This window comes from Streptomyces sp. NPDC057287 (assembly GCF_042667905.1).
Lineage (GTDB): Bacteria > Actinomycetota > Actinomycetes > Streptomycetales > Streptomycetaceae > Streptomyces.
Genome location: NZ_JBHUYV010000021.1, coordinates 19,770 through 44,822, shown reverse-complemented (window position 1 = coordinate 44,822; position 25,053 = coordinate 19,770). Strand labels below are relative to the sequence as shown.

The following is a 25,053-nucleotide window of genomic DNA, read 5'->3' as shown; positions in this document are numbered from 1 at the left end:
CGTTGCCGCATTCGGCGTCCCGACAGCAGCTGCTGCTGACTCTCACTTCCCTGCCGTAGGTGATTCTCATTTCAATGTCATTCGAGATGGTGCACGTGAGCTACTAGGCAGGGACGATGCGAGGTTGCTTCAGACATGCCATGAGAACTACTGATGCAGGTGTATGACAATCGCCTGCTCGTTCCGCTGAGAGTTGCAATACGAGGACACCTTTGACCTGCTGCTTTGTGCTGAGGTGGCCTCTCCACGGCTCGGTATCGCGTGCGCCGGGCAACTCGTCGATCGGCGCACGAGTTGCCCCCTCGCACGGGACCCGCTCGGTGAGCGACGGGTCAAGGCCGTCGAGACCCGGCTCGGTCCCGCTCGAGCCGGGTCTCTGGGGATGTCAGCGGCCGCGCCGAACACGACAGCGGATCAGCCCGCTTGCGAGGGCTCCGCAGCGGCTGTTGCCAATCGTGGACAGGTAGTTCGGGTAACCCCCGCTCGCGCGGGCCTGCGCTGAGGCAACGGCCGGGGCCGGGTCACTCCCGCCGCGCGGGCTCTACAGGAAGGGGCGGGGGCGTTCGGCCAGAGCCGTCGGGTCACTCCCGCTCGCGCGGGACGCGGTGTGCACGGCATCGTTGGGGCTCTCGTGCGGGTCACTCCCGCTCGCGCGGGCTCTACCCTTTCCGGCTTGGGCTTTCTGGATGGCTTTGCCCGCTCTTTGCTTGCTGCTGGCTAGAGAGAATGATGCCACGGCGGAGGTGTGGTTGGGGGGCTTTCACGGGGCAGGGCTGAACCTGGCGCTCAAAAGGATGAGCGACAGCACCCCCGCAGACCCGGCAGACTCATGGCAGTTGGAGGAACTCGCGCTCGAGAAACCGGCCGGTCCGGGAAGATTGGCCACGTGGAAACCGACATGCTGGTTGGCCTGATCGGCCTTGGGGGCGCTCTCATGGGGGCCAGCGCGACATTCGTCGGGGTTGTGTATCAGCAACGTCGGCAGGACCTGAGCGCCCGGACGCTGCATCGCCGAACACAGGCAGCCAGTGCGGCGGACATGATCCTGTCTGACCTGTACGAACTTCAGCGCGTGGCCCGGCAGGGGAACGGCGGCCTTACCGAGTCCGAGCGTGCGGAGCGGTATCGGAGTCAGCATGACGCAGTGGCGCGGATCGTACTGAGTGTGCAGCGCATCCCTGACGCTGAACTGCGGTCACGCCTGCAACAGAACGCGTTCTTCGTGCTCCTGAACCCTCCGGAAGACGCGAGGCCCGAGATGGAGCGTCGCGAGGCCACGCTGTGGTTGTGCATGGATTCGATCGAGTCGCTCGGCGCTTACCTCCGAAACGAACCGGCTCCCAAGCGCAGCTCCTCCGTGAACAACCTGCGGATCCGATTCTCAGCGTTCCTCGACAGCACCTTCTTCCTGCAAAGCTGAACGAAATGACGGTTCACCCTCCATGCAGGTTCGTCCCGCCTGCATGATGACCGGCAGGAATGAGTTCTGCACTGCGCTCCTGGGTGCACTCGTAGGCGGTGGGTTTGCCCCGGGCACCTGGCGGCAGTAGAAGAGCGGTGACAAGAGGCTGGCGAGACCGCTGCGGCCCCATTGACCCTCGAACCACGCGCCCGTAGGCGGCCGGGCATCGGGCGCCGGGCACTGTAACAACCCGGCGGCTGTCACTGGCAGCAGCTAGCCTGCTTCGGCATGTCACTGCCGGGGGAGGAGCTTGATGCTGCCGTTACCGTCATCCGCGGAACGATGGGCCGCGTGGGCCGAGGACTTCGTCGATGCCGATTCCGAGCTGATCTACCACCGCTGCGTTCGCAGCTGTCTGGAAGTGCCGAGGGTCGCACAGCTGCTCGGACACAGGCCAAGGGCGACGCGAGCCGCTGTCATCGATCAGATGCGTCACCCAGAAGTGATGCGCTGGGCACTGTCATCAGTGCCCCCGCGCCCTGTTGCATCGGCGGCCCGCTACCGCGACGAGCACCGTGACCGGTACCACCGCTCCCGGTCCCAGCTCTTCCCTGAGCAATGGGGTGTCGCATGGCTGGCACTCTCCGTTCTTCTCTCCACGGCTGCGGTGCTCTTCGGAGCCCGAGGGCTCGGGGCGGCCCTTCTCCTCGTCGTAGCGTTCATCGGAGTGTCCCGCGCTCGCCGCTGGAAGGGCGGCCGATACCTGCTCGCGTGCCTGCGGACGGGAGGGCTGTATTTCAGATGGGGCCTCGCCCGGTTCCGGCTCGGGGTCGAATCGGCGAAATGGGGGGCTAAAGCCGAGAAGGCCATCGAGCCGGCCGTCTGGCGCACCACCCGCGAGCTGCTCGGAGACGATCCGGACTCCTTGTTGGTGGCGGACCGCTCCGAGGGTCTGCGCTCACCCCGAGGCCACGCGTACAGGGTCGACAACGCGGCCATGCAGACCCTGAACCGCAAGCTCAGCCAGCTCGAGTCCGGTACTATCGCCGTGTGCGGGCCCCGCGGAGCGGGAAAGTCCACACTTCTCGAAGCAAGCGTCGCAAAGGCCGACTTCGGCCTTCTGGCACAAGCCCCGGCCAGCTACACACCCCATGACTTCCTGCTGTCGCTGTCGGTTGACCTCTGCGAGGCGTACATCCGGCATCACGGTCATGACATCCCCCCGCTCGTGCAGGTGTCCCCGGTCAAGCGCCTGCTGCGTAAAGGCCGCACCTACATCGTCCGCCTAATGAAGTGGGCTGCCTTCGCCCTCCCCGCGGCCCTGGCCGTCATTCTCGGAGTGGGAGCGGCCATCCGCGCAACCGCGGCCGAGCACCTGCCGCCGCTCCTCGATGTCAGCCAGCGCTACATCGAGGAGCGGCGGGCCGACATCGTCGAAATCTGGCAAGGACAGGCCGCGGCCGGCACCAGCCTCACCCTCGCAGTGCTGGGCGTCGCGTGGTGGCGAGCCCGGCACTCCGAGTGGATCCGCGACACAGCACGCGGCGCCTGGCAGACCGTAACCTCCATCGCGGGCCTCGCCCTGATCGCGACCGCCGCACTGGGCGCAGCCAAGAACACCTCGATCAAGTCCCACCTTCCGGACGCCGCTCCCAGCGTCTTCGTAGCGGTTCTGGGGTCCGGTGCGCTGTGGCTGCTGCTATCGGCCGCCTCCGCTGCCGTACCCGTGTTCTGGATCCGCGGCGTGCTGGTTCGTCCACGGATCTGGCTGGGCGTACTCGCCGGTCTGACCGGCTGGGCAGGACTCTGGTATGCACTGCGGAGCACAGAAGTCCAAGCAGTCCTGGCGGCACCCGGAAACGCACTGCACCTGGCCGAGCTGATCGCCGGCATCGGTCTGCTCAGCGTCCGACACTGGGCGCCGCGTCCAGCCGAACCAGACCTGGTCGCAAGGTGCCGTACGCAGCTGCTGCGCCTCCAAGCCCAACTGTCGTCCTCCGCCACCTTCACGAGCGGCACGCCACAGATCCTCACCCTCGGCACTTCCCACACCACCTCCGTGACCGTCATCCCCCCGAACTACCCCGAAGTCGTACAGGACTTCAAGGAGCTACTGGCCAAGATCGCGGCCGACTTCGCGAACCGCGACGAAACGGTCGTCGTCGCAATCGACGAACTGGACCGACTGGGCACAGACAGCCAAGCCCTCGCCTTCCTCGCCGAGATCAAGGCGATCTTCGGCGTCGATCACGTCCACTACGTACTCGCCGTCGCCGAAGACGTCGGAGCCGCGTTCATCCGCCGAGGCCTACCCCACCGCGATGTCACCGACAGCTCACTCGACGACGTCGTCTACGTCCAGCCCGCCACACTCACGGAATCACGCGCCATGCTCGACAAACGAGCAGAACTCACCGGACCCTACGCAGTGCTGACACACTCCATGGCAGGAGGCATCCCACGTGACCTCGTCCGCTACGGGCGCCGCATCATGGACATGAAAGACAGAACCGGGTCGGGCGAGATGGTGCGCATCGCTCGCCACCTCATCCTCGACGAACTATCCGAAACCCTCGCCGGTTTCCGTACCCTCCTCGCCAAACAGCAATGGACGCAGGGAACGGGCAGCGTGCTCAGCTCCTTCCGTACCCTGGCCGCCCTGCTCCGTGAGCCCTGCCCCTGCACCGAAGACGAACTCCGCCGATCACTGCAGGAATTCGCGTTCTATGCGCCTGACGAGATCAACGCCGTTCCGAACGGGAGGGAACTTGCAGACGAGGCCCGCCAGCTCGTCGACGAAGCATCCGCCTACACCTACTTCTCCCTCACCCTCCTCGACATCTTCGCCAGCGACGCCTTCGAGCGCCGAACCCGGCAAGCAGCGACAAACGGGGCGGACGGCCACCTGGAGCGCCTCGCACAAGCACGCCAGGAGCTGGCCATTTCGCCCTACAGCACCCGGCCGCTGATCGACATGATCCGCAAAGCATGGTCCCTGCCGACCAGCCCGACCGCCAACGTCCTCCAGTGGCCATGGGAAAGGGACTGCCCTGTCCATACGCCATAGGACACCTGCGAGCACCACGCCACTCCGCTCAACGCGGCGAATGCTTTCTTCTAGGCAGCGGCCAAGCAGGCGCAGAAGCCACTCCCGCTCGCGCGGGCTCGACGGCATCGCAGCCATGGCAAACGAGCAGGCCGTCGAATCACTCCCGCTGACGCGGGCTCTACGGGTCAAGCACCCGGTGCCGGCCAAGGGCCGGCGTGTCACTCCCGCTCGCGCGGGCTCTACGCCGGATACCAGGCCGACGCTGCGCCCCTGCGCGGATCACTCCCGCTCGCGCGGGACCTACCACCGCGTACGCAGAGGTGTCTGCCGCAACCCGGGTCACTCCCGCTCGCGCGGGCTCCACCGCGGCACCTTTACCGAGAGAGAGCACGAGGCCGTGTCACTCCCGCTCGCGCGGGCTCTACGTGCCAGGTTCGCAACCCCGACACCGGCGATGTCGGGTCACTCCCGCTCGCGCGGGCTCTACACTGGCTATCTCCTACTCGATTGCAGCGACGCCGCGTCACTCCCAGCCGCGCGGGCTCCACCGAAACTCACGGCCGGTCAGGGCACATCTGGACTCCCGCTTGCGCGAGCCTCATCGGAGGTGGATGAAGCGGCCGGTCATGCGGTCAGAGTCACTCCCGCTAGCGCGGGCTACGCGTTGATCGTGATGACCGCGCCGGGCAAGTGCGTGTCACTCCCGCTCACGCGGGCTCTCTCATGGGGCGTCGCGTGAAATCCGTGACGCCACGGTTCACTCCCGCTCGTGCGGGCTTAGGCGTCTCAATCTTCGAGTTCTGAGGCGCTTGTTTGCCGTTCGTGTGCGGCCAGCTAGTAGTACTTCGTTAGGTCTGCGTCTTTGAAGTCGCGGCTGGTGCCTACGATGAGGTCATGTTGACCATCGACGTAGCTTCGGTCGCAAACGAGGACGAACTGCATCGACTGCTTCAGCGGGAGTTCGACTTTCCGGACTTCTACGGTCGGAACTGGAGTGCCTTCTGGGACGCCGTCAGCGGCCTCGCTTTAATCCCTGAACATGTGCGTTTCACGGGTTGGGAGCTGTTGGCCGAGCGGGTGCCAGACGGCGCGACGATGCTGACCGACTGCCTTGATCGTTACCGCCACCTTTATCGGCCGGGTCTTCGGGTGGAGTACCTGTAGCCGTGACGATTGCCCGTCTGTATTGGCAGATCTCGGCCGCAGGTGGTGCAGGTGCCAGTCCAGCACCTCAGCAGGTCCCGGAGAACGTTCAGGACCTGGTAGAGGGTCAGGCCGGCGTGGGGACTTTTGGGTCGAGCGGCCTGAGGGTGAGGAATGCCTGAGCGGCGGTGACGAGGGTGACGTGGTGGTGCCAGCCGCGCCAGGTGCGTCCCTCGAAGTGGTCCAGGCCCAGGCCGTGCTTGAGTTCGCGGTAGTAGTGCTCGATGCGCCAGCGCATCTTCGCCCACCGCACCAACTCGGCAATCGGCGTTTCGGGCGGCAGGTTCGATATCCAGAAACGCGTCGGGGTCTCCTGGTCGGCAGGCCACTCGACCAGGACCGTGGACGGTGGCAGGACTCCGTCCCACTGGTTGCGTCCGCCGCCTGCCGCTTGGGCGGCGGCCAGGGACTGCTTGCCCGCCGTCCGAACCGTCAGGACCGCGAACCGTGCGGTCATCATGCCTTTACTGCCCTGCCGCCAGACCACCTCAGCGAAGTGGTCGGCGGCAGCGGCCTCGGCCGCGTGGACGGCAAGTGCTCGCGGCGCCGTCCGGTAGCGGGCAAGCGTCGGTGGCCCGAGTCCTGCGTAATCCGGCTGGTGGGGCTCGATGTCCAGTGGGCGACTTCATTCCCGGTCAGCGCCAGCACGTAGGACAAGCCCCGTTCCTGAAGGCCATGGCGGAAGGGGGTGCTGACGCCATAACCCGCATCCGCGACCACGACCGAGGCTTTCAGCCCCCACTCGCTCACGTTGTCCAGCAGTCCGAGCGCGAGGCGCCATTTCTCCTGGTGGACGACGCCATCGGGGACGCCGGCCCGACGGCAGCGGCCCGGCTCGTCCGTCCACTCCCGGGGCAGATACAGCTGCCAGTCCAACGGACACGAGGCGGTGTCGGTGGCGGCATGGACACTGACCGCGACCTGGCAGTTCGCCCGCTTCCCGAGTGCTCCGCAGTACTGACGGGCCACCCCGGCAGAGGCGCGGCCACACTTGGGAAACGACACGTCGTCGATCACCCACACCTGCGGCCTGATCACCTCCGAGAGCCGGCGGGCGATCCGCCGCCGAACCGGCAACGGATCCCACGGCGACTGGCTCACGAACTGCTGCAAAGCCTGCATGTTCCCGTCCGGCAACCGCTCGGCCATCGGCTGGATCGACTTACGCCGACCATCCAGCATCAGGCCGCGCAGATAACACGCACCCCACCGGCGCTGATCCTGCCGCGGCAACGACCCGAACACATCACCCACGAACTATGCCAACTCGCCCCGGAGCCGCTCGACATCCCCCAGTTTCGCAACCCCAAAGATGCCCACCACCAGGCAAGATCACTCAAGGTAACGAAGCACTACTAGAAGGCTGGGCAAATGTCGCGGCCACCGTGGGTCCGGTGCCACTAGCTTGTCATTTATCCAGTCGGCGGGGCTTGGTGCCCGTCTTGTGATGGGCGGGTCTGGTGTACGCCTCGCTGGTTTCGAGGACCCGTCCCACGTCGTGACGGGTTGCCGAACGGCTGTTTCTCTAACCGAGGGGGCGGCCGGGGCCAGGTCGGGAGGGTTTGAGCGCACGCGCTGGCGTCGGGGTCTGAGGCCGGATACGTCGTTGCTGTCCGTGGGGCCGGTGCGGAACCCCATCACCGTCGACCACAGTCGGCCGTGGAGGATTTTGGACCCGGTGCAGGCGGGGGCCGTGGTCACCCGCGCGGTGTGCCAAGTACCCCGGGGCGCGGGGCGGCCCGGGGTACTCCGCTATTTGGGGCCAGCTGCATCGCACTGGTGTGTGTAGGCCCTGGGCATCTTGGGTCCAGTCCCTCGGCGAACTACACGGTTCTCAGGTTCGGGATGCGGACCTGGCGTCGCTTGTCGTGAACGCGGGCCAGGTGACCTCAGGCGTCCCAGCACACCTCGTAGGCAGTGATCTGGTTGTCCGGTCCCCCGATCAGACCGCCGTAGTCCGCACAGCCTTGATACGTGGAGGTGTAGACCGGTCCGGCGAACTGGTTGAAGTCTCCGGGATCGGCTACCCAGCCTTCGTCGTAAGAGCTTTTCACCCACACGCTCATCCGCGTCGCGGGGGGACCGAAGCTGTTACGAATCGTGACGGCGCACGCGACACCCCCCTTGCGGGCCAGATAGACCGACCCGCCAGCGATATGCCTGACCGACCCCGCGTTGTATCCCGCGCCGCACTGGCCGCCGTAGGAGGCCGCTGCGGCGGTCCCCGGCATCATCGTGACGGTACAAAGGGTGGCGGCGGCCGCGATAATCGCGGCCTTCGAGGTTCTGCTGATCTTCGACAAGCGGCACTCCCCTTGCTCGCTGTACCGAAACGGTACAGAAGGTTGCTGACTCAGCTTCACGGCACGGCCTACCCCGAACCACGCAACCGTCTCCCGGAGTTAGCACTCATTGTCTTAAAGTGACCCCCTTAACGTCGACACGAATTGGGCGACATCTCGCCGAGCGGCTCCGGATTGCAGTGGTGCCATGCCGCGATGGACAACACCGGTGAGAAGGCGTTATGACCCACCGCCTCTCCCGCAAATCCACACCAACCTGGCGAGGAGAATGGACCTCATTAAGCACGCGGATCGGGACGAAACACCCTCTAAAAAAGCGTTTTATCCCGTCCGGGGTGCTTCATTGCAGTTCGGGCGGCGGACCGCTTCAGCCCAGCTGAGCCAGTAGACGTCTCTTGTGGCAGGTGAGGCGGATAACGGCTTTCGTGGGTCCGTTTCGATCCCTTCGCTCCCGTCTGATCCCAGCACGCCCCCGGTCACGCCGGTTTGCGCCCTGTGGCGGGACGGCGGCTATCGGTACTACAGAAACATGCCTCGCAGACAGCGGCCGTATCCGAGTGACCTGTCCGATGCCCGTTGGGAACTGCTGGAAGCAACTCTGACAGCCTGGCGGGCCGAAAGAAGAGGGAAGGGCCTGGCCATCGGGCGGCGGCCCGAGCACGATCTGCGCCGGATCATGGACGCCATCCTCTACGTCGACCGGACCGGTATCCCCTGGCGATACCTCCCACACGACTTCGCCCCGTGGGAAACCGTCTACGGATATTTCGCCGCCTGGCAGAAGGACGGCGTCTTCGACCAGCTCAACGGACTCCTGCGACACCTGGTCCGGAAGGCCGAAGGCCGCGACGCCGAGCCCAGTGCCTGCATCCTCGACGCCCAGAGCATCAAGACCTCTGCCAACGTGCCCGCGATCGGCCAGGGCATCGACGCTGGCAAGGAAATCGCAGGCCGCAAACGCCACATCGGCGTCGACACCCTCGGCCTTCTCCTGGCCGTCTGGGTTACTGCCGCCAGCGTCTCCGACAATGCCGGCGGAATCCGCCTGCTCTCGAACATTGCCGAAGGCCACCCCCGCGTCGCGAAGGCGTGGGTCGACAGCGGCTACCGCACCAAGGTCATCGACCACGGCGCCCGCCTCGGCATCGATGTCGAAGTCACCCGCCGCGACCCTGCCCAGAAGGGCTTCAAGGTGATTCCGCGACGTTGGGTCGTCGAGCGGACGTTCGGCTGGCTCATGCACCACCGTCGCCTCGCCCGCGACTACGAAACCCACCCACATCGTTCCGAAGCCATGATCAACATAACGATGATCGACCTCATGAGCCGCAGACTCACCCGCGAATCGACCCACAACTGGCGCGACAGCTGAACGGCGGCAGCGTCGGGCTCCTGTGAATCACAGCAGGTAGGGCCACAGGCTGACGCTGTTCCGCTCCACACTGATCTCGACCCACGTTCCATCCACAGCAGTCGACGGCGGCGGGTCGGCGAGGTCGAACAGGATATGGGTTCCAGCTACTTCCAGCATGGCTCCGCCATCGCCCGTCAGGCCCAGCCGCCCCCGAAAGACGATCCGACCGCCTTCCTCCTCATCCACCCCGGGTGAAAATGAAGTGGCCGGTCGAGTGTTGCCGCCCCAGGCCGCGTCCTCTTCAACGGTCCACTCCACATGATGTTCGCGGCCCACTCCCGTCGGATCGCCATACCAGAACGCCGCAACGGCACCCACCTCCGAGCGCACCCGAACCATCGCGCGCCCGTCGGCGACCTGCCCCACCGCTTCTACTCGGACCAACACCCCGCAATCATCCACGGCAGCACTGCGTTGCCAAACACTCTTGCCAGGACAAAACGCTCTTTAAAGGTTGTTGCAGAATGCCTGGGATAGGGCATTCCTCTTGTATGGGCGGGGTGTTGCGGGCTGAGTCGTTGTGGGTGGAGACGTTCACCGGCTTGCGGATGGGCCGGTTCGAGAAGTTGGTGAAGGTGGTACGGGAGCGGGGCGGAAACGGTCCCGGTGGAGGGCGCCCGTGGTGCCTGCCACTGGCGGGCCGGGTGCTCCTGGTGGCCGTCTACTACCGGACCAACCTCACGATGCGCCAGCTCGCCCCGCTGTTCGGCTGCTCACCGGCCACCGTCTGCCGGGTCATCCATCGCCTGCGGCCGCTTCTCGCGCTGGAGCCGGCGCCGCGGCCTGTCGCGGATGTCGAACGGTTGTGGATCGTGGACGGAACCTTGGTCCCGGTCCGCGACCGCAGGGTCGCCGCGTCCTCCCGTAACTATCGGTTCTCGGCGAACGTGCAGGTCATCATCGATGCGGACAGCCGCTTGGTGATCGCCTCGGCCCGCCCCGTCCCCGGGAACAAGGCCGATGCCCACGCCTGGCGAGAGTCCGACCTGCCCGCCATCGCGGCCGGACAACGTCGCCGAGAGGTCAGCCGCGCTCCGGCGCGGTCGGCCGCTCCCAGGGCCAGTAGGTCACCGAACAGTGCGAGCGCAGTCACACAAGCTTCGTCAACAGCGTCACAGAGCAATAGGCAGACCATCTCTTCCCAGCCCTCCTTACCCGTGCTTTGTCGAAACCGACTCACCCCATCCGCCGCCAGGTGCCGATCAGGGAGTGGAGCCAGGATGCTGCGTGCTGCGGTTGGTGCCGGTCAGTTGGCCGCGCGCTGAGGTCCTGCGTCGAGGACGCTCTGGCCCGGCGCCTGGGGGTGACGGACGCCGGGGCCGGCGGCGTCGCGCGACCCGGCGCCTTTCGGTGGGACCTGTCGCAGCTGCAGCGGGTGCTGGCTCGTAGGCTGCGGCCATGACTGAGATCCAGACGCCCCGTGGCGCGTTCGAGCTGCTCATGGCCGGCAACCAGCGCTTCGTCTCCGGCGTGCTCGAGCACCCGAATCAGGACGCCACCCGCCGCACCGAGACCGCACCGTCCCAGCAGCCGTTCGCTGTGCTGTTCGGGTGTTCCGACTCCCGGCTGGCCGCTGAGATCATCTTCGACCGCGGTCTGGGTGATCTGTTCGTGGTTCGCACGGCCGGGCACGTGGCCGGTACGGAAGTGCTCGGCAGTATCGAATTCGGTGTGAGCGTCCTCAACGCGCCGCTGGTCGTCGTTCTCGGCCACGACTCGTGCGGTGCCGTCGCTGCGGCCTGCTCCGTCCTGGAAGACGGGCGGACGCCAGGCGGCTTCGTGCGCGATGTCGTCGAACGGGTGACCCCGAGTGTGCTGGCAGCTCGTGCGGCCGGTCGCGAGACGGCTCAGGAGATCCTTGCCGAGCACATCGAGCAGACGGTGGATCTGCTGCTTGAACGCTCCCGTGTCCTGGCCGAACGGGTCGCCGAGAGCCGTCTCGCAGTGGTGGGGCTGTCCTACCGGCTGGCCGACGGCAGTGCACAGCTCGTCGCCGCCCGCGGCATCGATGCGGCGGTCCCCGCCGCGTTCTGACCGTCCCGTCCCGGTCACGGCCGCTCACCGGGAGGGGCGGGCCCCGCAGCCCTGCGAAGAGGGTTGGCGATCGCCAGCCCCGTCCCTTCCTCCAGCGGCAGGGACGCGATGACGAGGTCGCACCCTTGCTGGTCGAGCGCGCGCAAGAACCTGCTGGTGCTGCGGGGTCCGGGAGCTGGATGGGGTATCCCCGGAAGCCGCAGCGGGTCAGCGCTCGGCGAGCTGACGGCAGGATTGAGCGCGTCCCTGCTGCCACTCTGCCGCCTGTGGGGCCGCGCCCTGTGCGGCGACACGCAAGCGCAGGCGCACCTGGACGCATGGTTTCAAGGGCCTGTCCACGAAGGCGTGCGTCTCGCTGAGGTAGCGGGGGTGTCCGACTGGCACCAAAATTCGAACATGCGATCTAATTAATAGATGGAGTGCTTCCCCTTCCCCGACGACCTCGTACGAGCCCAGCAGGAGTGGCACGACACCTACCGTGCACTCGCCGCGCCGCGCCCACGCCGCGCCAGTGAGCTCCGCCGCCGCCTGCTGGCCCTGTCCGTCCGGATCCACTGGCACCCGTTCTGGTCCACTTCGCCCGGCCGGACGCCCGCGGCCCGGGTTGAGCTCCGGCGGCGGACCGGCCGTGACCTGGGTGCGCGTGGTGCCGCGTAAGCCGTGAGCGGACCGTTCTGGCGGTCGGCGCCGCGACGGTGACTGGGCGACGCAGTCGGCACCAATCGCCACGCATGATGCGCAGTCGGCTGCCGCCGCCCCTTCTCAGACCGGGGGCCGGTCGCCGTTGCTTTAGACACTGCTTCCTACGCTTCAGTTTCCACCCATGCGGAAACTCGGCGCCGAGGCTATTCCGAGACCCTCCAGGACCTGGCCGCTTGGGTGCGGGAGGGGGAGGCGGGCCGGTGCAGGGGGTGGGGCCAGAACTCGCTGGACTTGAGGCACAGCTCGACGCTGCCCACGGCGAGGAACATCACAGATCCGGAAGTCACTCCGCGGCGTGAGTAGCATGCGGACGTTGCTGACTGTGCGGTGTCCGATCGGCATGGTGCCCGGCCGGCGTGCTCGCCTGCCAGCCGTTGCTTCCTCGCCCGCAGTTGCGCTGGCGCCCAGGTCAGGGCGTTAGGCAAGAGGGTGCTCCGCCACTGGGATCAGACGCATATCGATGCTTCACCGGCCACACCTCTTGCTGACATGGACAATGTCGTTGCGGGTAGCCGCACGGATGTACGGGGGAGTGAGGTGAAGTCAGTGAGGTCTGATAGCAGAGACGGGAGTTGTGGCAGGCCGTCTGAGTACCTGATGCGCGCCGGCTATCCGCTGGAGGATGTGGACGGTTCCATCGCAACGGCCCGCCACCACGCCCTCGACTTCCTCGACGGAGCCCGGGCCGACCACGGCGTCCTCATCGCGGCGAGGGCGAGGGATCTCACGCCGTTGGTTGTGAGCGAGCTGGTCACCAATGTCCGCAAGTACGCCCCGGGCCCGGCTTCGCTGGAGCTGTTCATCACCGTGGAGTGGATCGATGTCGTGGTGCGGGACAGCGAGGCCGCCTTTCCCCTCGCACGGACCGCGGATCCATGTCGGATCGGCCAGCACGGTCTGGAAATCGTCAAGGCCGTGACCACTCACCTATTCATCGATCAGGACCAGGCGGGCAAACGCGTCACAGCTCGGATCACCTTGACCGACACCCCAGCGGCGACAACACCACCCACAGTCTGATCTGCCCCGCCGGCCTTGGCACGGAACGTCGAACCGGTAGGCCCGACCGGGCGCTGCCTGGCCAGATTAGTTGTCGTCGTGCAAGCATGGGCGGACACGAGATCGGCCGGCACCCTGGGTGCCGGCCTTTTGGGTTCTGGGCGTTGCCCCCTTCACGGGCTTCCAGCTCCCGCCATCGTCGGCCCGCCCCCCAGCGAGGGGTGTTTCGTCTTTGGGCTCCCCACCCCCGGAAGGGGGCAGCCCACATGCACATCACCACCGCGCTCGACGGCAGCACCGCACGCATCACTCCGCACGGAGCTATCGATCACGACACCGCACCCGCACTGCGCACGGCCCTCGCCGCACTCCCGGTGAGCGTGACCCGGGTCGTCTGGGACCTGCACGACGTCCCGTTCATGGACTCCGCCGCCCTGCACCTGCTCACCGACCCGCATCCCGCGAACGCCCCCTCTCGTCAGATGACAGTGACAGGCCTTGAGCCTCAGGCCGCGGAGCTCCTGCGCACGGCTGCCGAGCTCTTCCCCACCCTCGAGATCGCAGGCCTGCTCCCCGACGAGCCCGCGCGGCGGGCGGCCTGATACCAGTCGGCAGGCCGGGCTGTTCGGCCGACGCCTTCACCGCCCTGCAACGCCGGCACTTGGGAGGCCGGGTGGCTGGAGGCGGGCGGCCATTAGGTGTGCCTCGGCCCGGAGGTCCTGTGGGCACGCAGGCGTGCTCCCCGGCCAGGTTGTTAGTTCGGCGGCGGGGTGCGGGCGGCGATGAGCGTGATGTCGTCGCGGGTGTCGCCGAGTTCACGTGCCAGCTGGGCGCACAGCTGGGGCAGTGGCAGGTGCTGGTGGGTGGTGATGTGCTGGCGCAGGCGGGTCATCCCGGTGTCGAGGTTCTGGGTCCGTGATTCGATGAGCCAGTCGGTGTAGAGCAGCAGGGTCGCGCCGGCGGGGAGCGGGGTTTCGGCGGTCGGGCGCTCGGTGGTGGGTCGGACGCCGAGCAGGAGCGATTTCCCGCCGGTGAGGTAGCTGGTGCTGCCGTCCGCGGTGATCAACAGAGGTGGCGGGTGTCCGGCAGTCGACCAGGCCAGATCCCAGGATCCTGTGCCGTCCGGTCTGAGTCGGGCGAGAACGGTGGTGGCGGAGTCGGCGAGGGCCAGCCGGGCCTGGGCGGTGTCCAGACGTCGCAGGATCTGGCCTGGGCTCTCCTCCGGGCGGTCGACGGCCAGGGCGCGGAGCATGTTGCGCAGCTCGCTCATCCGTGAGGCCGCCTTGATGTCGTGTCCGGTGACATCTCCGATGACCAGGGCGGTGTCGCCGCCTTCCAGGGGGAAGGCGTCGTACCAGTCGCCGCCGACTTCCGCGGCGTGCTGAGCGGGCTGGTAGTGCGCTGCCAGCTCCAGTCCGGGGACATCCGGCAGGTCGGTGAGCAGGGCTCGCTGGAGGGTGGCGGCGATGTCGGCCTGGGCGGCGTGCAGGCGCGTGTTGTCCAGGCCCAGCGCGGTACGCCGGGCCACTTCTTCGGCCACGGCCTGGTCCGCTTCGTTGTACGGCGGGCTGGCCGCGGAGCGGATCAGTGTCAGGGCTCCAAATGTGGTGGCGCGCAGTCGCAGCGGTAGCACGATGATCTCGGTCGCTTCGACCACACCGAGCAGATCCGGCCCGAAGCTGCCGGGCGGGGTCACGTATTGGACTCCGGCGCCCCGCATCACCCGCTGCAGCGCCTCGGTGTGGGCGGGCGCGTCGGGAAGGGCCAGGCTTTCGTCAGGGTTTGCCGGGAGAACTTCAGGTGTGTGGTGAGCCCAGGCGGTGCGGTCAAGGGCGCGGCTCTCAGCGGCGAGATGGATGACGGCGGTGTCGGCAAGGTGCGGCACCAGAAGCCGTACCAGGCGGCGCAGTGCCTCGTCCGCGTTCAGGGTGCTGACCATGGCCAGTGTCAGCTCGGCGAGCCAGGCGATTTCGGCGAGGTCGTACTCGGCCTGCTCGCGCATCGTCTCGCTGTGGGCGTAGCGGTATGCCCGCTGTCCGTCTCGCTCGCGCTGTGCGGAGGCGTCGTGGAAGACGACCACCGCACCGTTGCCGTGTCCGGCGTCGGGGGGAAGCGGGGCCGCCCTCCACCAGACCTGGAGTGCGCTGCCGTCCGCCCGGAGCAGGACGGCCCGGTCGCCGCTGGAGCGTTTGCCCAGGGCTATGTCCTCCAGGACGGACCGTTGGGTGGGCAGGTTGAGTCCGTCGCCCACGTGGGGGTGCAGAGCCTGGTGGGCGTTGACACCGATCAGGGTGTCCGGCGCGTAGCCGAGCAGGTGCTCGGCCCACGGGTTGCAGGCGATCACTACGCCTTGGGCATTCACAGCGTAGATGCCGGCGCCTGCGGCGGCGAACAGCTCGGACATCAGCGCGTCGCCCACCAGGGAGACGGCGGGCGCACCCGCATCAGAGCTTTCCATCCGGCTCTTTTTTCCCGGCGCCCGCGTGCTAAACAGCAGGCCGGGGACTTGCGAGAGGTCATCAGGGGGCCCAGGTGGCGAGGGCGGCATCGACGTCGGGGAACACACTGACCACCTCATCCAGGCCGCTCATGTCCAGCAGCCGGCGTACCTGGATACCGGCCCCGGCCAGGCTCAGACCCCCGTCCGCGGCCTCCGTGCCGCGCATCCCGTAGGTCAGTACTCCCAGACCGGCGGAGTCCATGAACGTGACGCTCTGGACATCCAGCACGATCTGCACCCGGCCCTCGGCGATCAGCTCATCGAGGGCAGCCTGGATCGCGGGGACCAGATCGCGATCGACGTCGCCTGAAATGATCAGCACCGCGCATCGGCCAGAGCCCTCGGACAGTCGCACGTCGGACGTCGGAACCAACACGGTGGCTCCTCCTCACGCTGGAATAAACCGATCATCGCATCTACCGATCGAGGTCCAGGTCGTCAACTGACCGGCAGGCCGCTGACCTGCCGTGGTGAGTTTTCGGCGGTGAGTCCGCGCGGCGTGGTGGGTTTTCGCGGTGAGTTAACCCCGCCATGGTGAGTAGGCAGGGCGGCGTCGTGAGTTTTCCGGCCGGCCATTCATCACCGCAAGTCAGACGCGGGTGCGGGCACTCATCACGGCGAATTGCGGCGCCTCGGGCTGCTGGAAACTCTCGTCCTCGACCATCACCGTGACCTGGAGATGTCAACGGCAGGCCGTGTGCCTTGCCCGAAGGGGGAAGGGCTTTTGGCCATCACGCTCCTGGCCGTCGGGATCGCTGGCCGTGCCGGGCGCAGAGGTAGTGAAGCCAAACGTGGATTTTCAGATGATCTAGCTCTTTGGTCAGGATTTCCATCTGTTTTGTCCTGCTGTCACTCGCCAAGGAGTCCCTGTGCAACATCCAGCACGAGCAAGGGGTACGACATGTCTGAGTGGAAGCAGATCTCCGGGTCGCTGAAGGCGATCGACGCCGGGTCCCGCACGAACGTGTGGGGTGTCAATTCCAACGACGGGATCTACACCTTCAGCAACAACGACACCAGTCCGTGGGTGAGCATCCCCGGCTCCCTCAGCGACATCGGCGCCGGGATCGACGGCACGGTGTGGGGTGTCAACAGCAACGGTGACATCTTCCGCTACACCGGGGACCAGGGCTCCACGAACTGGACCAAGATCAACGGCAACCTGTCCCGGATCGCTGTCGGTTCCCGCACCAACGTGTGGGGCGTCAACTCGAACGGGGCGATCTACCACTACACCAACAACGACACCAGCCCTTGGGAAAGCGTCGCTGGCTCCCTCAGCGACATCGGCGCCGCGGCCGACGGCACGGTGTGGGGCGTCAACTCCAACGGCAACATCTACCGCTACACCGGAGACCAGCCCAGCTGAGCCGGAGGCCCTCGGAGCGACGGCTCAGTGCACAGCACCAGTGCACAGCACCAGTGCACAGCACCAGTGCCGGGCACTGGCCGTCGAACCCTCATGTCGAAGAACTGCGCGCCGGAGCTGGCGGGCGGAGCTGACTCCGGCCGCGCACGCGAGCGGACCGGGCGGCGGCGTCTGCGGAACCGGCGACGTCCTCGTCACCATCTGCGCCGTGGACGGCGGCGGCTCCCCCGGCTCGTCGGGTTCCTCGGGAGGGAAGCCGGCCGCGGCTGCCCCGGCCGCGTCCGGTGGCGACAGCAAGCCGACGGACAAGTGCTCCTATGGTCGACCCGCCTCCCCCGGCCGGACACCTGTCATGGAAAGGGCACGATCCGAAGGATGGCGGGGTCTACAAGGTGCAGTGCGACAGCGGACGGGGCGGCGTCGTCTTCGTCTCGAAGGGTCAGGACGGCCCGGCCGTGCCGACCATCGACCCGGAGCTGGTTGCGCGGCGGGCGGCGGCCTCGATGCGCCTGGAGGGCCCGACGGTCGCCAGCCCCCGCGCGGCTGGGACGTATGTGGTCGGGATGCCGATGTGGATGTGGGCCACGCCGTCGACGGCGACGTTCGGTCCGGCGACCGCTACGGCGACGGCCGGCGGTGTCACCGTCACCGCCGTGACCGTGGTGCCGTCACCCATCGCCCGAGCAGCCGGGCGGCCGGTTCATGGGGACCGCGACCGCGGCCTGGATCGTCACCTGGACCGCGCCCGCCCTGAACGACGGCGGCCGGTTCACCGAGTCCCGCGCGACGGGGTTCACCGCCGACGTCCACGAGGTCCAGGTCGTCAACTGACCATCCGGCAGGCCGCTGACCTGCCGTGGTGAGTTCTTGTGGTGAGTCCGCGCCGCCGTGGTGAGTTTTCAGTGGCGAGTGGACCCCGCCATGGTGAGTTTTCCGGCCGGTCAGTCACCACGGCAGGTCAGAAGCGGGTGCGGCCACTCAGCACGGCATTGCTTCCCGTGCACGGGGGGATGGTCTGGCGGTTGCCCAATTGGGCAAGAATGATCTTGACTTGCTCTCCGCGCATGCGGGGACGGTGCCAGGTCGCGTACGTCGCGGGGCTTGATGGTGCGGCGTCCGGTCTCCAGGTGGCTGATCTTGGGCTGGAGACCATGAGCACCTCGGCCACTTCGGCGCTCTTGAGACCACTGGCCAGGCGCAGCCGGCGGAATTCTGTGCCGAGACGTGCTGGGGGTGGGGTTGCTCTCCGCCGCCACGCGTGGGCTACCTCCGGCTGCCGAGCTGTGGTGCTGGCCCGCGGATTGCTATGGATCAACCGTTGGTGATCAGGTGCCGTGCCGTCGGGGGAAGGCTTCGCTCTCATCGGATGACATACTTTTCGGGTTGTTCTGACAGGTGAGAGTCGCGGGAGGGACACGGACATGTCGGCGAGCGAGGCTGTCGCATCGGGAGGCGCAGGCGACGCTGAGGAGAACAGCGTGGGCCTGCGTGACCATGCTCTCGTGCCGGAACCGGCGCAAGGCGTGGTGGGTCAGTATCAGTGCCATGACGCCTGGGTCGTCGTCGCGCACGGTGAGTGCGACATGGTCACGATCGCCCCTCTGGCCGAGGCGCTGAAGGCCGCCACCGGTAAGCATACGAAGGTGGTGCTGGACGCCTCCGGCGTCAGCTTCGCAGATTCGTCTTTTCTGAACGTGCTCATCCTCGCCCATCAGTCAGCCACCCTGTACGTGGCAGGGGCGCAGCCTCAACTGCAGCGCCTCTTCAAGATCAGTGGAGTCGATGCTCTCCTGCACGTTCGGGCAACGGTTGAGGAAGCTGTCGCTCCTTAGCCGCCGGAGCTCGACGAGGGATGGGGCGTGGCCCAGATGAAAATCGAGTACGGCGAGGGCAAGGCCACGGGTGAGTACACCGTGGGCGCGGTGGGCCGCTGATGGCCGGCCGCTGGATGGACCTGGGTGCGTTCAACACCCGGGGCCTGCCCGGTGCGGACGCCCTCGGTGTCGCGATCGAACGCATGGTCACCGGCATCGCCTCATCCGTCGAGAGTGAGCGCGGCCTTGCCGCACGCCTGAACTACCTCACCAAGACGGATGCCGGATACGAGGCCATGGACCGTGCCGGGATCCACGTCTCCCCGCGCACGCTGATGGCCTGGCTTGCCGAGGAGCGGATCCCGAACAAGGCGAACCGGTCGCGGCTGGATGCCGCGTACTGGGATCTGCGGCGCCGCAACGTGGCCGCCCACCTGAAGAAGCGGCTGAACAACCAGGGCCGTGGAACCCGTGTCGAGATCAACCCTGTCGACCAGTCCCGCGTGGAGGGCCGGCATCAGCGGGATCTGTCCAGCCGCAGCATCAGCGTGCGCGGTGTCTGGGACCGCGCCGTCGACGCCTGGATGAACGACGACGCCGACGAACTCGACGCGATCTGGGACGACATCACTCAGGACCTCGGATCCGAGTACGACGCCTACAGCAACGTCTCCTCGATCGGCTGGGCCACGTAAGATCGGCCAGCGACGACGCCGCCCCGGCATTGCAGCTGGCGGGGCGGTGCCTCGCTTGGTAGCCGTAGCCGGGCCCTTGGTGCTTTCGGGGGGTGGCCCGGTGCGCCGCCCGCATCCGGAATTCGAACAAACGTAGCATTAAGTTGTGTCTGTCTTCGACTTCCCTCAGGACCTCCTCGACGCCCAGGCCGCCCTCGACGCGGCGCAGGCCGAGCATGACCAGTTCGCGCAGCTCCTGGCGTGGTCGGCGGAGCCGATGCCCGGGTGGAAGTCGGACAAGCAGCTGCACAGCGACTACCTGTCCGAGAAGCAGGACAGCCCCGGCTGCAAGACCGAGGAGGCCGAGCGTCTCGCCGGGTACCGTGCGCGGATCCTGGAGCTCACTACCCTCGTGATCACCCACCCGTACTGGACGACGCTGTCCGGCCCGGACCGGGTGGCGGCCCGTACCGCCCTCAAGCATGCCCACGACACTGCCGGCCCCGCGGCCTAGCCATGCCCGACGCCACCCCGCACCCGGGCGCCATCAGCGACCTGGAAAGGAACAGAGCCCTGCGCGACTGGCTGTGATGGCAGCTGGGGCAGACCGAGCGCCGCGTCCGGGAGCTGGAGATCGGGGAAGCGCGCTTGCGGTCACATCAGGCGGCCTGCTGGGTGTCCGTCGGGGTCGTCGGCCAGCGCGATGGTGGCTTTGATGTATTTTCCGACGGGCTCGCGGCGCATTTCGAAGGTGTGGCTGACGCCGATCACGATTTCGAGGCCGTGCTGGCCGACCCGGCCTGGGTCGGCGGCGCGGGCTATCGGCAGTGTCGGTTCGGTGTCCCACACGCTGATCTCCACGGCGCCCTTGTTGAGCTCCATGTTCAGCAGCCAGGGGCCGGGGGCGTATTTGTGCGCGTTGGTGACCAGTTCACTGACGACCAGCTGCACCATGCCCATCGCCCGGCCGGACACCGGGATCCCGTGCACGGCCTGCAGAGCGGTCAGGAACTCACGGGCGGCATGCCGGGCTGCGGCCACCGGCTGATCATCGGCGGAGGCGAGGACCGACAGCGCCGGGCTGCTCGTCAGTGGCTGATCATCGGTTCCGCGTGCCACTGGAAGCACTTTGCCACCCTCGTCCCCATCGCAACGGTTGAGACCACTCATATTCCCCTCGAACCGTTTTGCACACCCCCCGCCTGGCCGGGCGGGTGCGGCCCTTGGGCCGGCTGTTGTGACGGTGGCGCGAACGAAGGGGAAGACGGGCGTTGTCAACCCCGGCCCCTGGCCCGGTGCGCAACGGTGACCGGACGAGGGAGGTGAGTGACCTGTGGCGTCTTGCGCCGGGCACGGTGCGAGCTCTGGTCCTTGCTGGCGAGGAGGGCGACTACCTCTCTGACAGGAGAGCGAAAATCTGTCCTGGGTGGAGTAGACATTGGGTGGTGGTGTGGTTATGGTTTCTCTCGTAGCCAGAAGGACAGCAGGGCCGGGCAGAGACGAACTGCCTGGCAGAAGTACATGCAGTACCGGTAGTTGCAGTTCGCAAGACGGTGCGGTGGTGGAGTTTCGGAGCCAGGGTTTGTGCAGGACGGCGACGGGACTGGCGACCGGACCGGGCGGCCCGCAGTGATTAGGGGCCGCCACGAGCAGGACCGCAGTCACGAAGTACCTCGGTGAAGGCGCCAGGCTGCGGGCGCGCGCACCGGGAGGTTCGGCAGTGGGGTTCTAAGCCAGAGTGGATCGCTGGACGGGCGACGGGGCTGGCTGCCGGAGAGCGTGGCGCTGTCACAGGCCACCGAGCAGTTCGCAGGACGGTGCGGTGGTGGAGTTTCGAAGCCAGGTTTGTTGGGGCGACGGGACTGGCGACCGGGCCGGGCGGCCCGTAGTGATCAAGGGCTGCCGTGAGCGGGACCGCAGTTAACGCAGTGGCAGTGGGTGAGTGGTACCTCGGTGAAGGCGTCGGCTGCGGGCGCGCGCATCGGGAGGTTCGGCAGTGGGGTTCTGAGCCAGAGCAGATGCGGGACGGGCGACGGGGCTGGCTGCCGGAGAGTGTGGCGCTGTCACAGGTCACCGAGCAGTACGCATCGCAGTTCGCAGTACCAGCAGTAGCAGTAGCAGTAGCAGTAGTGATCCCAGAGGGATGAACGGAGGAACCAGGCGCCATCAGGATCGCCCGGACGCCACGCGAGTCCGGGTACCGCAGGACATCGATAGTGAGGTGGTCTCCGGTCAAGCAACCGCGATCCCCGCACCCCCGACCACAGCATTCAGGTCGGGTTCGCGGAAACAGAAGGCCGGCGCAGGACCAGGGCCGGCAGATGGTGTAGCAGTTCCTTCGGGGCCCCGGTGCCATTGGCGCCGGGGCCCCTCCAGCGTGTTCCACAAGAGAGGTGCAAGTGACAGCAGACGACTCGTTCAACCGTCTCGACGACGACGACTACCCCGCCTACACCATGGGCCGAGCCGCCGACATGCTCGGCACCACACAAGGGTTCCTCCGCGCCATCGGCGAAGCCCGCCTCATCACCCCCCTACGCTCCCCGGGCGGCCACCGCCGCTACTCCCGCTACCAGCTGCGTATCGCCGCCCGCGCCCGCGAACTCGTCGACGGCGGTACCCCGATCGAGGCCGCCTGCCGCATCGTCATCCTCGAAGACCAGCTCGAGGAAGCCCAGCGCATCAACGCCGAACACCACCGAGACACGAAGCCGCCCAGCACGCCGACCTCGGCCTGAAGCCCTGCGCGTCCGCTGGGAAACCGGCAGGTGCCGAGCCCGCCTGCCGGAAGTGCACTCAAGGGCCGTTCCCCTGAGGTTGTCGTGCCGGAAGGGTGCTCTCGTCTTCGGCGTGAGTGCTCTGCCGTGCCGCTGCCTCTTCGCGTAAGATGTCCATCAGCTGGCCGGGGCGGCGTCCGCGGGGAGGCTTCAACACAGTGAGGACTTCGCCTGCAGAGCCAGGGGCAGTATCCCGGACGCGTACCGCCCAGCTCGTGATGTGCCCTTCGGGCCACCGTGAGCTCCAGGCTGGTCAGGCCGTGATGTGTGGTGACATCCTGGGTCACACACCCTCAGCCCGCGAATATCGGCCGCGCCTCTGGGCTGTTGGACAACAGGTGCGCCTTCCGCGACCCTTCGTTCTGACAGGCGACGCGCTGGTGGGCCGACCTGCATCCGAGCGGTCGGTTTCCCCGCCGCTGTGAAGGTGCGCGTCCTTCCTGAACGCTGTGCTCGGGGCGGGTCGATATCTATGGCCACGGCGTGAGGGTTCAATGCGTCGCGCCGGGAGTGTTCTTACCCCGGCGAAGAGAGTGGAATTATTCAGCGTACGCGGACCATTACGGCATGCTACTGTCCATCTCGGTTGCAGTTGTGGTTCCCAAAACTTCAAGCTTCTGCGTGGGTGTTTTCGACCAGTGGCAGCTTCATTGTATTTCCGGTTCTCTCCGGGCGGGGCATCATCGCGGCGACGCGGCATCCGTGCATCACGGATTCCGACGTACCTGCCCCGAAGGAGATATGACATGGCGTCAGGCACTGTGAAGTGGTTCAACGCGGCCAAGGGTTTCGGATTCATCGAGCAGGACGGTGGCGGCGCTGACGTGTTCGCCCACTTCTCGAACATCGCCGCCCTGGGTTTCCGCGATCTGCTCGAAGGCCAGAAGGTCACCTTCGACATCGCACCGGGCCAGAAGGGCCCGACGGCCGAGAACATCGTTCCCGCCTGACGCTGACGCGCACGTCGTAGCTGGGACCCGCATCCTCCGGGGTGCGGGCCCCAGCTCCGGGCATTTCCCGGGAGTGGTGCCACCTGCGGTGAAACCCTCCGCCCGCAGAGCCTTCCCCAGAGCCTTCTCGCTGCCCAATCCTTCCGAGTCCCACCTGTCGGTGGAAATGGATGCCTCGCCGATATGGCGTCACTCATTCCATGGTCTGCGTCCCGCTCCAGGGGAAAATGTAGGTCTCAATTGATTTCTCATTCCGCTCGGCCCGTTCTTGTGATTCCCCGCGCTGTTCTTCCGCTGCGAGAATTCCTTGATACGTGCCGTATCAAGGAAGGTTCTGAATGAACCCCACACGTACGAACAACCGCTCTTCCCGCAGCCGTGCCGCCGACTCCGGCCGGGGCGGTAGTCGCTTCAACTCGACCGCCTCGACCCGTTCCGCTGCCCCGGCCCGTTCCGGCGGTTCGGGCCGCTCGGTCGGCCATGGGCGGCGGCCCGCCGCGGTTCAGGGCGAGTTCGCTCTGCCGGTCTCGGTCACTCCCGCGCTGCCTGCCGTCGAGACGTTCGCCGACCTCGACATGCCGGGGCAGTTGCTGGCGGCGCTGACCGCCCAGGGGGTGAGCGTTCCGTTCCCGATCCAGGGGGCGACCCTGCCCAACACCCTCGCGGGCCGCGACGCCCTGGGACGTGGGCGTACCGGCTCCGGCAAGACCCTCGCCTTCGGCCTGGCTCTGCTGTCCCGCACCGCCGGTCAGCGTGCCGAGCCCCGGCAGCCGCTGGCCCTGGTCCTGGTGCCGACGCGTGAGCTGGCCCAGCAGGTGACCGACGCCCTGGCCCCCTACGCCCGCTCGGTGAGGCTGCGCATGGCCACCGTCGTCGGCGGCATGTCGATCGGCCGCCAGGCCAACGCGCTGCGCGGTGGTGCCGAGGTCGTCGTGGCGACGCCGGGCCGGCTCAAGGACCTCATCGACCGGGGTGACTGCCGACTCGACCAGGTCGCGATCACCGTGCTGGACGAGGCCGACCAGATGGCTGACATGGGCTTCATGCCCCAGGTCACCGCGCTGCTGGACCAGGTCCGCCCCGAGGGCCAGCGGATGCTGTTCTCCGCCACCCTGGACCGTAACGTCGACCGCTTGGTCCGCCGCTACCTCACCGACCCGGTCGTCCACTCCGTCGACCCCTCCGCCGGTGCGGTCACCACGATGGAGCACGTGCTCCACGTCCACGGCGCGGACAAGAACCGTACGACCACCGAGATCGCAGCCCGCGACGGCCGGGTGATCATGTTCCTGGACACCAAGCGGGCCGTGGACAAGCTCACCGACCACCTGCTGGCCAGCGGTGTGAGGGCCGCCGCTCTGCACGGCGGGAAGGCGCAGTCGCAGCGCACCCGGACCCTGACCCAGTTCAAGACCGGGCACGTCACCGTGCTCGTGGCCACGAACGTCGCCGCCCGCGGCATCCATGTCGACAACCTCGACCTTGTCGTCAACGTGGACCCGCCGACCGACCACAAGGATTACCTCCACCGCGGCGGCCGAACCGCGCGGGCCGGGGAGTCCGGCAGCGTCGTCACCCTCGTCACGCCCAGCCAGCGGCGGGACATGACCCGCCTCATGACCGCCGCCGGCATCGTGCCCCAGACCACCCAGGTCCACTCCGGTGAAGAGGCACTCGGCCGCATCACCGGTGCCCAAGCCCCCTCAGGGATTCCCGTGACGATCACCGCGCCGGTGGCAGCGCGGCGTGAGCGCAGCCGCGGCGTATCCTCTCGTGGCCGGCGCAGCCCCGCCTCCGCGGCCCGGCGCGTGAGCGCGCACCAGTCCTCCTTCGACGCCGCTGCCTGAGAACTTCGTGATCCGC

At 67.2% G+C, this 25,053-nt stretch carries 24 protein-coding genes and 2 pseudogenes; 17 read left to right on the top strand and 9 right to left on the bottom strand.

What is annotated here, in order from left to right:
• Positions 1-886: 886 nt before the first annotated feature.
• The 3 genes from ACFUNE_RS31525 to ACFUNE_RS31515 all read left to right on the top strand — a co-directional run bounded on the left by ACFUNE_RS31525 (position 887) and on the right by ACFUNE_RS31515 (position 5,615).
• Complete coding sequence (locus ACFUNE_RS31525; RefSeq protein WP_383575072.1) at positions 887-1,420, top strand: hypothetical protein; 534 nt, start codon at positions 887-889, stop codon at positions 1,418-1,420.
• 295 nt (positions 1,421-1,715) lie between these two features.
• Positions 1,716-4,469 carry a P-loop NTPase fold protein gene (locus ACFUNE_RS31520; RefSeq protein ID WP_383575070.1) on the top strand — a complete coding sequence of 918 codons (2,754 nt, stop codon included), beginning with the start codon at positions 1,716-1,718 and terminating at the stop codon, positions 4,467-4,469.
• 876 nt (positions 4,470-5,345) lie between these two features.
• A complete protein-coding gene (locus ACFUNE_RS31515) occupies positions 5,346-5,615 on the top strand; it encodes a barstar family protein (RefSeq protein ID WP_383575068.1) in 270 nt (89 codons plus the stop codon).
• 106 nt (positions 5,616-5,721) lie between these two features.
• Here the strand turns inward: ACFUNE_RS31515 and ACFUNE_RS31510 are convergent, their stop codons facing one another.
• From ACFUNE_RS31510 to ACFUNE_RS31500, 3 genes are all read right to left on the bottom strand, one after another.
• Positions 5,722-6,114, bottom strand: a complete 393-nt coding sequence (locus ACFUNE_RS31510; RefSeq protein ID WP_383575066.1) for a transposase — start codon at positions 6,112-6,114, stop codon at positions 5,722-5,724.
• Positions 6,111-6,908 (bottom strand): IS701 family transposase, encoded by a 798-nt coding sequence (locus ACFUNE_RS31505; protein WP_383575064.1) that lies wholly within the window; start codon positions 6,906-6,908, stop codon positions 6,111-6,113. The genes ACFUNE_RS31510 and ACFUNE_RS31505 overlap by 4 nt, the downstream gene beginning before the upstream one ends.
• A gap of 635 nt (positions 6,909-7,543) precedes the next feature.
• Complete coding sequence (locus ACFUNE_RS31500; protein ID WP_383575062.1) at positions 7,544-7,957, bottom strand: hypothetical protein; 414 nt, start codon at positions 7,955-7,957, stop codon at positions 7,544-7,546.
• Between the two features lie 529 nt (positions 7,958-8,486).
• Between ACFUNE_RS31500 and ACFUNE_RS31495 the strand changes: the two genes are divergently transcribed.
• A complete protein-coding gene (locus ACFUNE_RS31495; protein WP_383575060.1) occupies positions 8,487-9,329 on the top strand; it encodes an IS5 family transposase in 843 nt (280 codons plus the stop codon).
• Between the two features lie 27 nt (positions 9,330-9,356).
• Here ACFUNE_RS31495 and ACFUNE_RS31490 read toward each other — a convergent pair whose 3' ends face one another.
• Complete coding sequence (locus ACFUNE_RS31490) at positions 9,357-9,737, bottom strand: hypothetical protein (protein WP_383575058.1); 381 nt, start codon at positions 9,735-9,737, stop codon at positions 9,357-9,359.
• Between the two features lie 125 nt (positions 9,738-9,862).
• On the opposite strand from ACFUNE_RS31490, the pseudogene ACFUNE_RS31485 reads away from it, so the two are divergent.
• Both ACFUNE_RS31485 and ACFUNE_RS31480 read left to right on the top strand, forming a co-directional pair.
• A pseudogene (locus tag ACFUNE_RS31485) lies at positions 9,863-10,375 on the top strand (transposase family protein); the annotation flags it as partial.
• A gap of 394 nt (positions 10,376-10,769) precedes the next feature.
• Complete coding sequence (locus tag ACFUNE_RS31480; RefSeq protein WP_383575056.1) at positions 10,770-11,405, top strand: carbonic anhydrase; 636 nt, start codon at positions 10,770-10,772, stop codon at positions 11,403-11,405.
• A gap of 14 nt (positions 11,406-11,419) precedes the next feature.
• On the opposite strand, the pseudogene ACFUNE_RS31475 reads toward ACFUNE_RS31480, so the two are convergent.
• Positions 11,420-11,554: pseudogene (locus tag ACFUNE_RS31475) on the bottom strand (Sua5 family C-terminal domain-containing protein); the annotation flags it as partial.
• A gap of 265 nt (positions 11,555-11,819) precedes the next feature.
• Between ACFUNE_RS31475 and ACFUNE_RS31470 the strand changes: the two are divergent.
• From ACFUNE_RS31470 to ACFUNE_RS31460, 3 genes are all read left to right on the top strand, one after another.
• Positions 11,820-12,062: a hypothetical protein gene (locus ACFUNE_RS31470; RefSeq protein ID WP_383575054.1), complete on the top strand. Its 243-nt coding sequence runs from the start codon at positions 11,820-11,822 to the stop codon at positions 12,060-12,062.
• 534 nt (positions 12,063-12,596) lie between these two features.
• Positions 12,597-13,127 carry an ATP-binding protein gene (locus ACFUNE_RS31465; RefSeq protein ID WP_383575052.1) on the top strand — a complete coding sequence of 177 codons (531 nt, stop codon included), beginning with the start codon at positions 12,597-12,599 and terminating at the stop codon, positions 13,125-13,127.
• A gap of 245 nt (positions 13,128-13,372) precedes the next feature.
• The gene (locus ACFUNE_RS31460) at positions 13,373-13,708 is read left to right on the top strand and encodes an STAS domain-containing protein (protein WP_383575050.1); all 336 of its coding nucleotides are present in this window, start codon (positions 13,373-13,375) and stop codon (positions 13,706-13,708) included.
• A gap of 152 nt (positions 13,709-13,860) precedes the next feature.
• Here the strand turns inward: ACFUNE_RS31460 and ACFUNE_RS31455 are convergent, their stop codons facing one another.
• Positions 13,861-15,564, bottom strand: coding sequence for a SpoIIE family protein phosphatase (locus tag ACFUNE_RS31455; protein WP_383575048.1), 1,704 nt, complete (start codon positions 15,562-15,564; stop codon positions 13,861-13,863).
• 61 nt (positions 15,565-15,625) lie between these two features.
• The gene (locus ACFUNE_RS31450) at positions 15,626-15,982 is read right to left on the bottom strand and encodes an STAS domain-containing protein (protein ID WP_383575046.1); all 357 of its coding nucleotides are present in this window, start codon (positions 15,980-15,982) and stop codon (positions 15,626-15,628) included.
• Between the two features lie 525 nt (positions 15,983-16,507).
• Between ACFUNE_RS31450 and ACFUNE_RS31445 the strand changes: the two genes are divergently transcribed.
• Positions 16,508-16,975: a tectonin domain-containing protein gene (locus tag ACFUNE_RS31445; protein ID WP_383575044.1), complete on the top strand. Its 468-nt coding sequence runs from the start codon at positions 16,508-16,510 to the stop codon at positions 16,973-16,975.
• 439 nt (positions 16,976-17,414) lie between these two features.
• Here ACFUNE_RS31445 and ACFUNE_RS31440 read toward each other — a convergent pair whose 3' ends face one another.
• Positions 17,415-17,651 (bottom strand): hypothetical protein, encoded by a 237-nt coding sequence (locus ACFUNE_RS31440; protein WP_383575042.1) that lies wholly within the window; start codon positions 17,649-17,651, stop codon positions 17,415-17,417.
• A gap of 26 nt (positions 17,652-17,677) precedes the next feature.
• Here ACFUNE_RS31440 and ACFUNE_RS31435 point away from each other — a divergent pair, with 26 nt between their 5' ends.
• The 4 genes from ACFUNE_RS31435 (at position 17,678) to ACFUNE_RS31420 (ending at position 19,977) form a co-directional block, all read left to right on the top strand.
• Positions 17,678-17,806: a hypothetical protein gene (locus tag ACFUNE_RS31435; RefSeq protein ID WP_383575040.1), complete on the top strand. Its 129-nt coding sequence runs from the start codon at positions 17,678-17,680 to the stop codon at positions 17,804-17,806.
• Between the two features lie 647 nt (positions 17,807-18,453).
• Positions 18,454-18,807, top strand: a complete 354-nt coding sequence (locus ACFUNE_RS31430; RefSeq protein ID WP_383575038.1) for an STAS domain-containing protein — start codon at positions 18,454-18,456, stop codon at positions 18,805-18,807.
• Between the two features lie 101 nt (positions 18,808-18,908).
• A complete protein-coding gene (locus ACFUNE_RS31425; protein ID WP_383575036.1) occupies positions 18,909-19,484 on the top strand; it encodes a transcriptional regulator in 576 nt (191 codons plus the stop codon).
• 145 nt (positions 19,485-19,629) lie between these two features.
• Positions 19,630-19,977: a hypothetical protein gene (locus ACFUNE_RS31420; protein ID WP_383575034.1), complete on the top strand. Its 348-nt coding sequence runs from the start codon at positions 19,630-19,632 to the stop codon at positions 19,975-19,977.
• 140 nt (positions 19,978-20,117) lie between these two features.
• Here ACFUNE_RS31420 and ACFUNE_RS31415 read toward each other — a convergent pair whose 3' ends face one another.
• Positions 20,118-20,591, bottom strand: a complete 474-nt coding sequence (locus tag ACFUNE_RS31415; RefSeq protein WP_383575254.1) for an ATP-binding protein — start codon at positions 20,589-20,591, stop codon at positions 20,118-20,120.
• Between the two features lie 1,271 nt (positions 20,592-21,862).
• On the opposite strand from ACFUNE_RS31415, the gene ACFUNE_RS31410 reads away from it, so the two are divergent.
• From ACFUNE_RS31410 to ACFUNE_RS31400, 3 genes are all read left to right on the top strand, one after another.
• Entirely contained in the window at positions 21,863-22,201 is a 339-nt protein-coding gene (locus ACFUNE_RS31410; RefSeq protein ID WP_383575032.1) for a MerR family transcriptional regulator, read from the top strand.
• Positions 22,202-22,986: 785 nt separating this feature from the next.
• The gene (locus ACFUNE_RS31405) at positions 22,987-23,190 is read left to right on the top strand and encodes a cold-shock protein (protein ID WP_383575030.1); all 204 of its coding nucleotides are present in this window, start codon (positions 22,987-22,989) and stop codon (positions 23,188-23,190) included.
• A 338-nt stretch (positions 23,191-23,528) separates the two neighbouring features.
• Positions 23,529-25,037, top strand: a complete 1,509-nt coding sequence (locus ACFUNE_RS31400) for a DEAD/DEAH box helicase (protein ID WP_383575028.1) — start codon at positions 23,529-23,531, stop codon at positions 25,035-25,037.
• Positions 25,038-25,053: the final 16 nt, after the last annotated feature.

Bases quoted from the DNA above. Each gene is read 5' to 3' on its own strand.
- ACFUNE_RS31520 (WP_383575070.1), top strand. From the start codon at position 1,716: ATGCTGCCGTTACCGTCATCCGCGGAACGATGGGCCGCGTGGGCCGAG.
- ACFUNE_RS31515 (WP_383575068.1), top strand. From the start codon at position 5,346: ATGTTGACCATCGACGTAGCTTCGGTCGCAAACGAGGACGAACTGCAT.
- ACFUNE_RS31510 (WP_383575066.1), bottom strand. From the start codon at position 6,114: ATGATGACCGCACGGTTCGCGGTCCTGACGGTTCGGACGGCGGGCAAG.
- ACFUNE_RS31495 (WP_383575060.1), top strand. From the start codon at position 8,487: ATGCCTCGCAGACAGCGGCCGTATCCGAGTGACCTGTCCGATGCCCGT.
- ACFUNE_RS31480 (WP_383575056.1), top strand. From the start codon at position 10,770: ATGACTGAGATCCAGACGCCCCGTGGCGCGTTCGAGCTGCTCATGGCC.
- ACFUNE_RS31470 (WP_383575054.1), top strand. From the start codon at position 11,820: ATGGAGTGCTTCCCCTTCCCCGACGACCTCGTACGAGCCCAGCAGGAG.
- ACFUNE_RS31465 (WP_383575052.1), top strand. From the start codon at position 12,597: ATGGACAATGTCGTTGCGGGTAGCCGCACGGATGTACGGGGGAGTGAG.
- ACFUNE_RS31460 (WP_383575050.1), top strand. From the start codon at position 13,373: ATGCACATCACCACCGCGCTCGACGGCAGCACCGCACGCATCACTCCG.
- ACFUNE_RS31455 (WP_383575048.1), bottom strand. From the start codon at position 15,564: ATGGAAAGCTCTGATGCGGGTGCGCCCGCCGTCTCCCTGGTGGGCGAC.
- ACFUNE_RS31445 (WP_383575044.1), top strand. From the start codon at position 16,508: ATGTCTGAGTGGAAGCAGATCTCCGGGTCGCTGAAGGCGATCGACGCC.
- ACFUNE_RS31440 (WP_383575042.1), bottom strand. From the start codon at position 17,651: ATGGGTGACGGCACCACGGTCACGGCGGTGACGGTGACACCGCCGGCC.
- ACFUNE_RS31435 (WP_383575040.1), top strand. From the start codon at position 17,678: ATGGGGACCGCGACCGCGGCCTGGATCGTCACCTGGACCGCGCCCGCC.
- ACFUNE_RS31425 (WP_383575036.1), top strand. From the start codon at position 18,909: ATGGCCGGCCGCTGGATGGACCTGGGTGCGTTCAACACCCGGGGCCTG.
- ACFUNE_RS31405 (WP_383575030.1), top strand. From the start codon at position 22,987: ATGGCGTCAGGCACTGTGAAGTGGTTCAACGCGGCCAAGGGTTTCGGA.
- ACFUNE_RS31400 (WP_383575028.1), top strand. From the start codon at position 23,529: ATGAACCCCACACGTACGAACAACCGCTCTTCCCGCAGCCGTGCCGCC.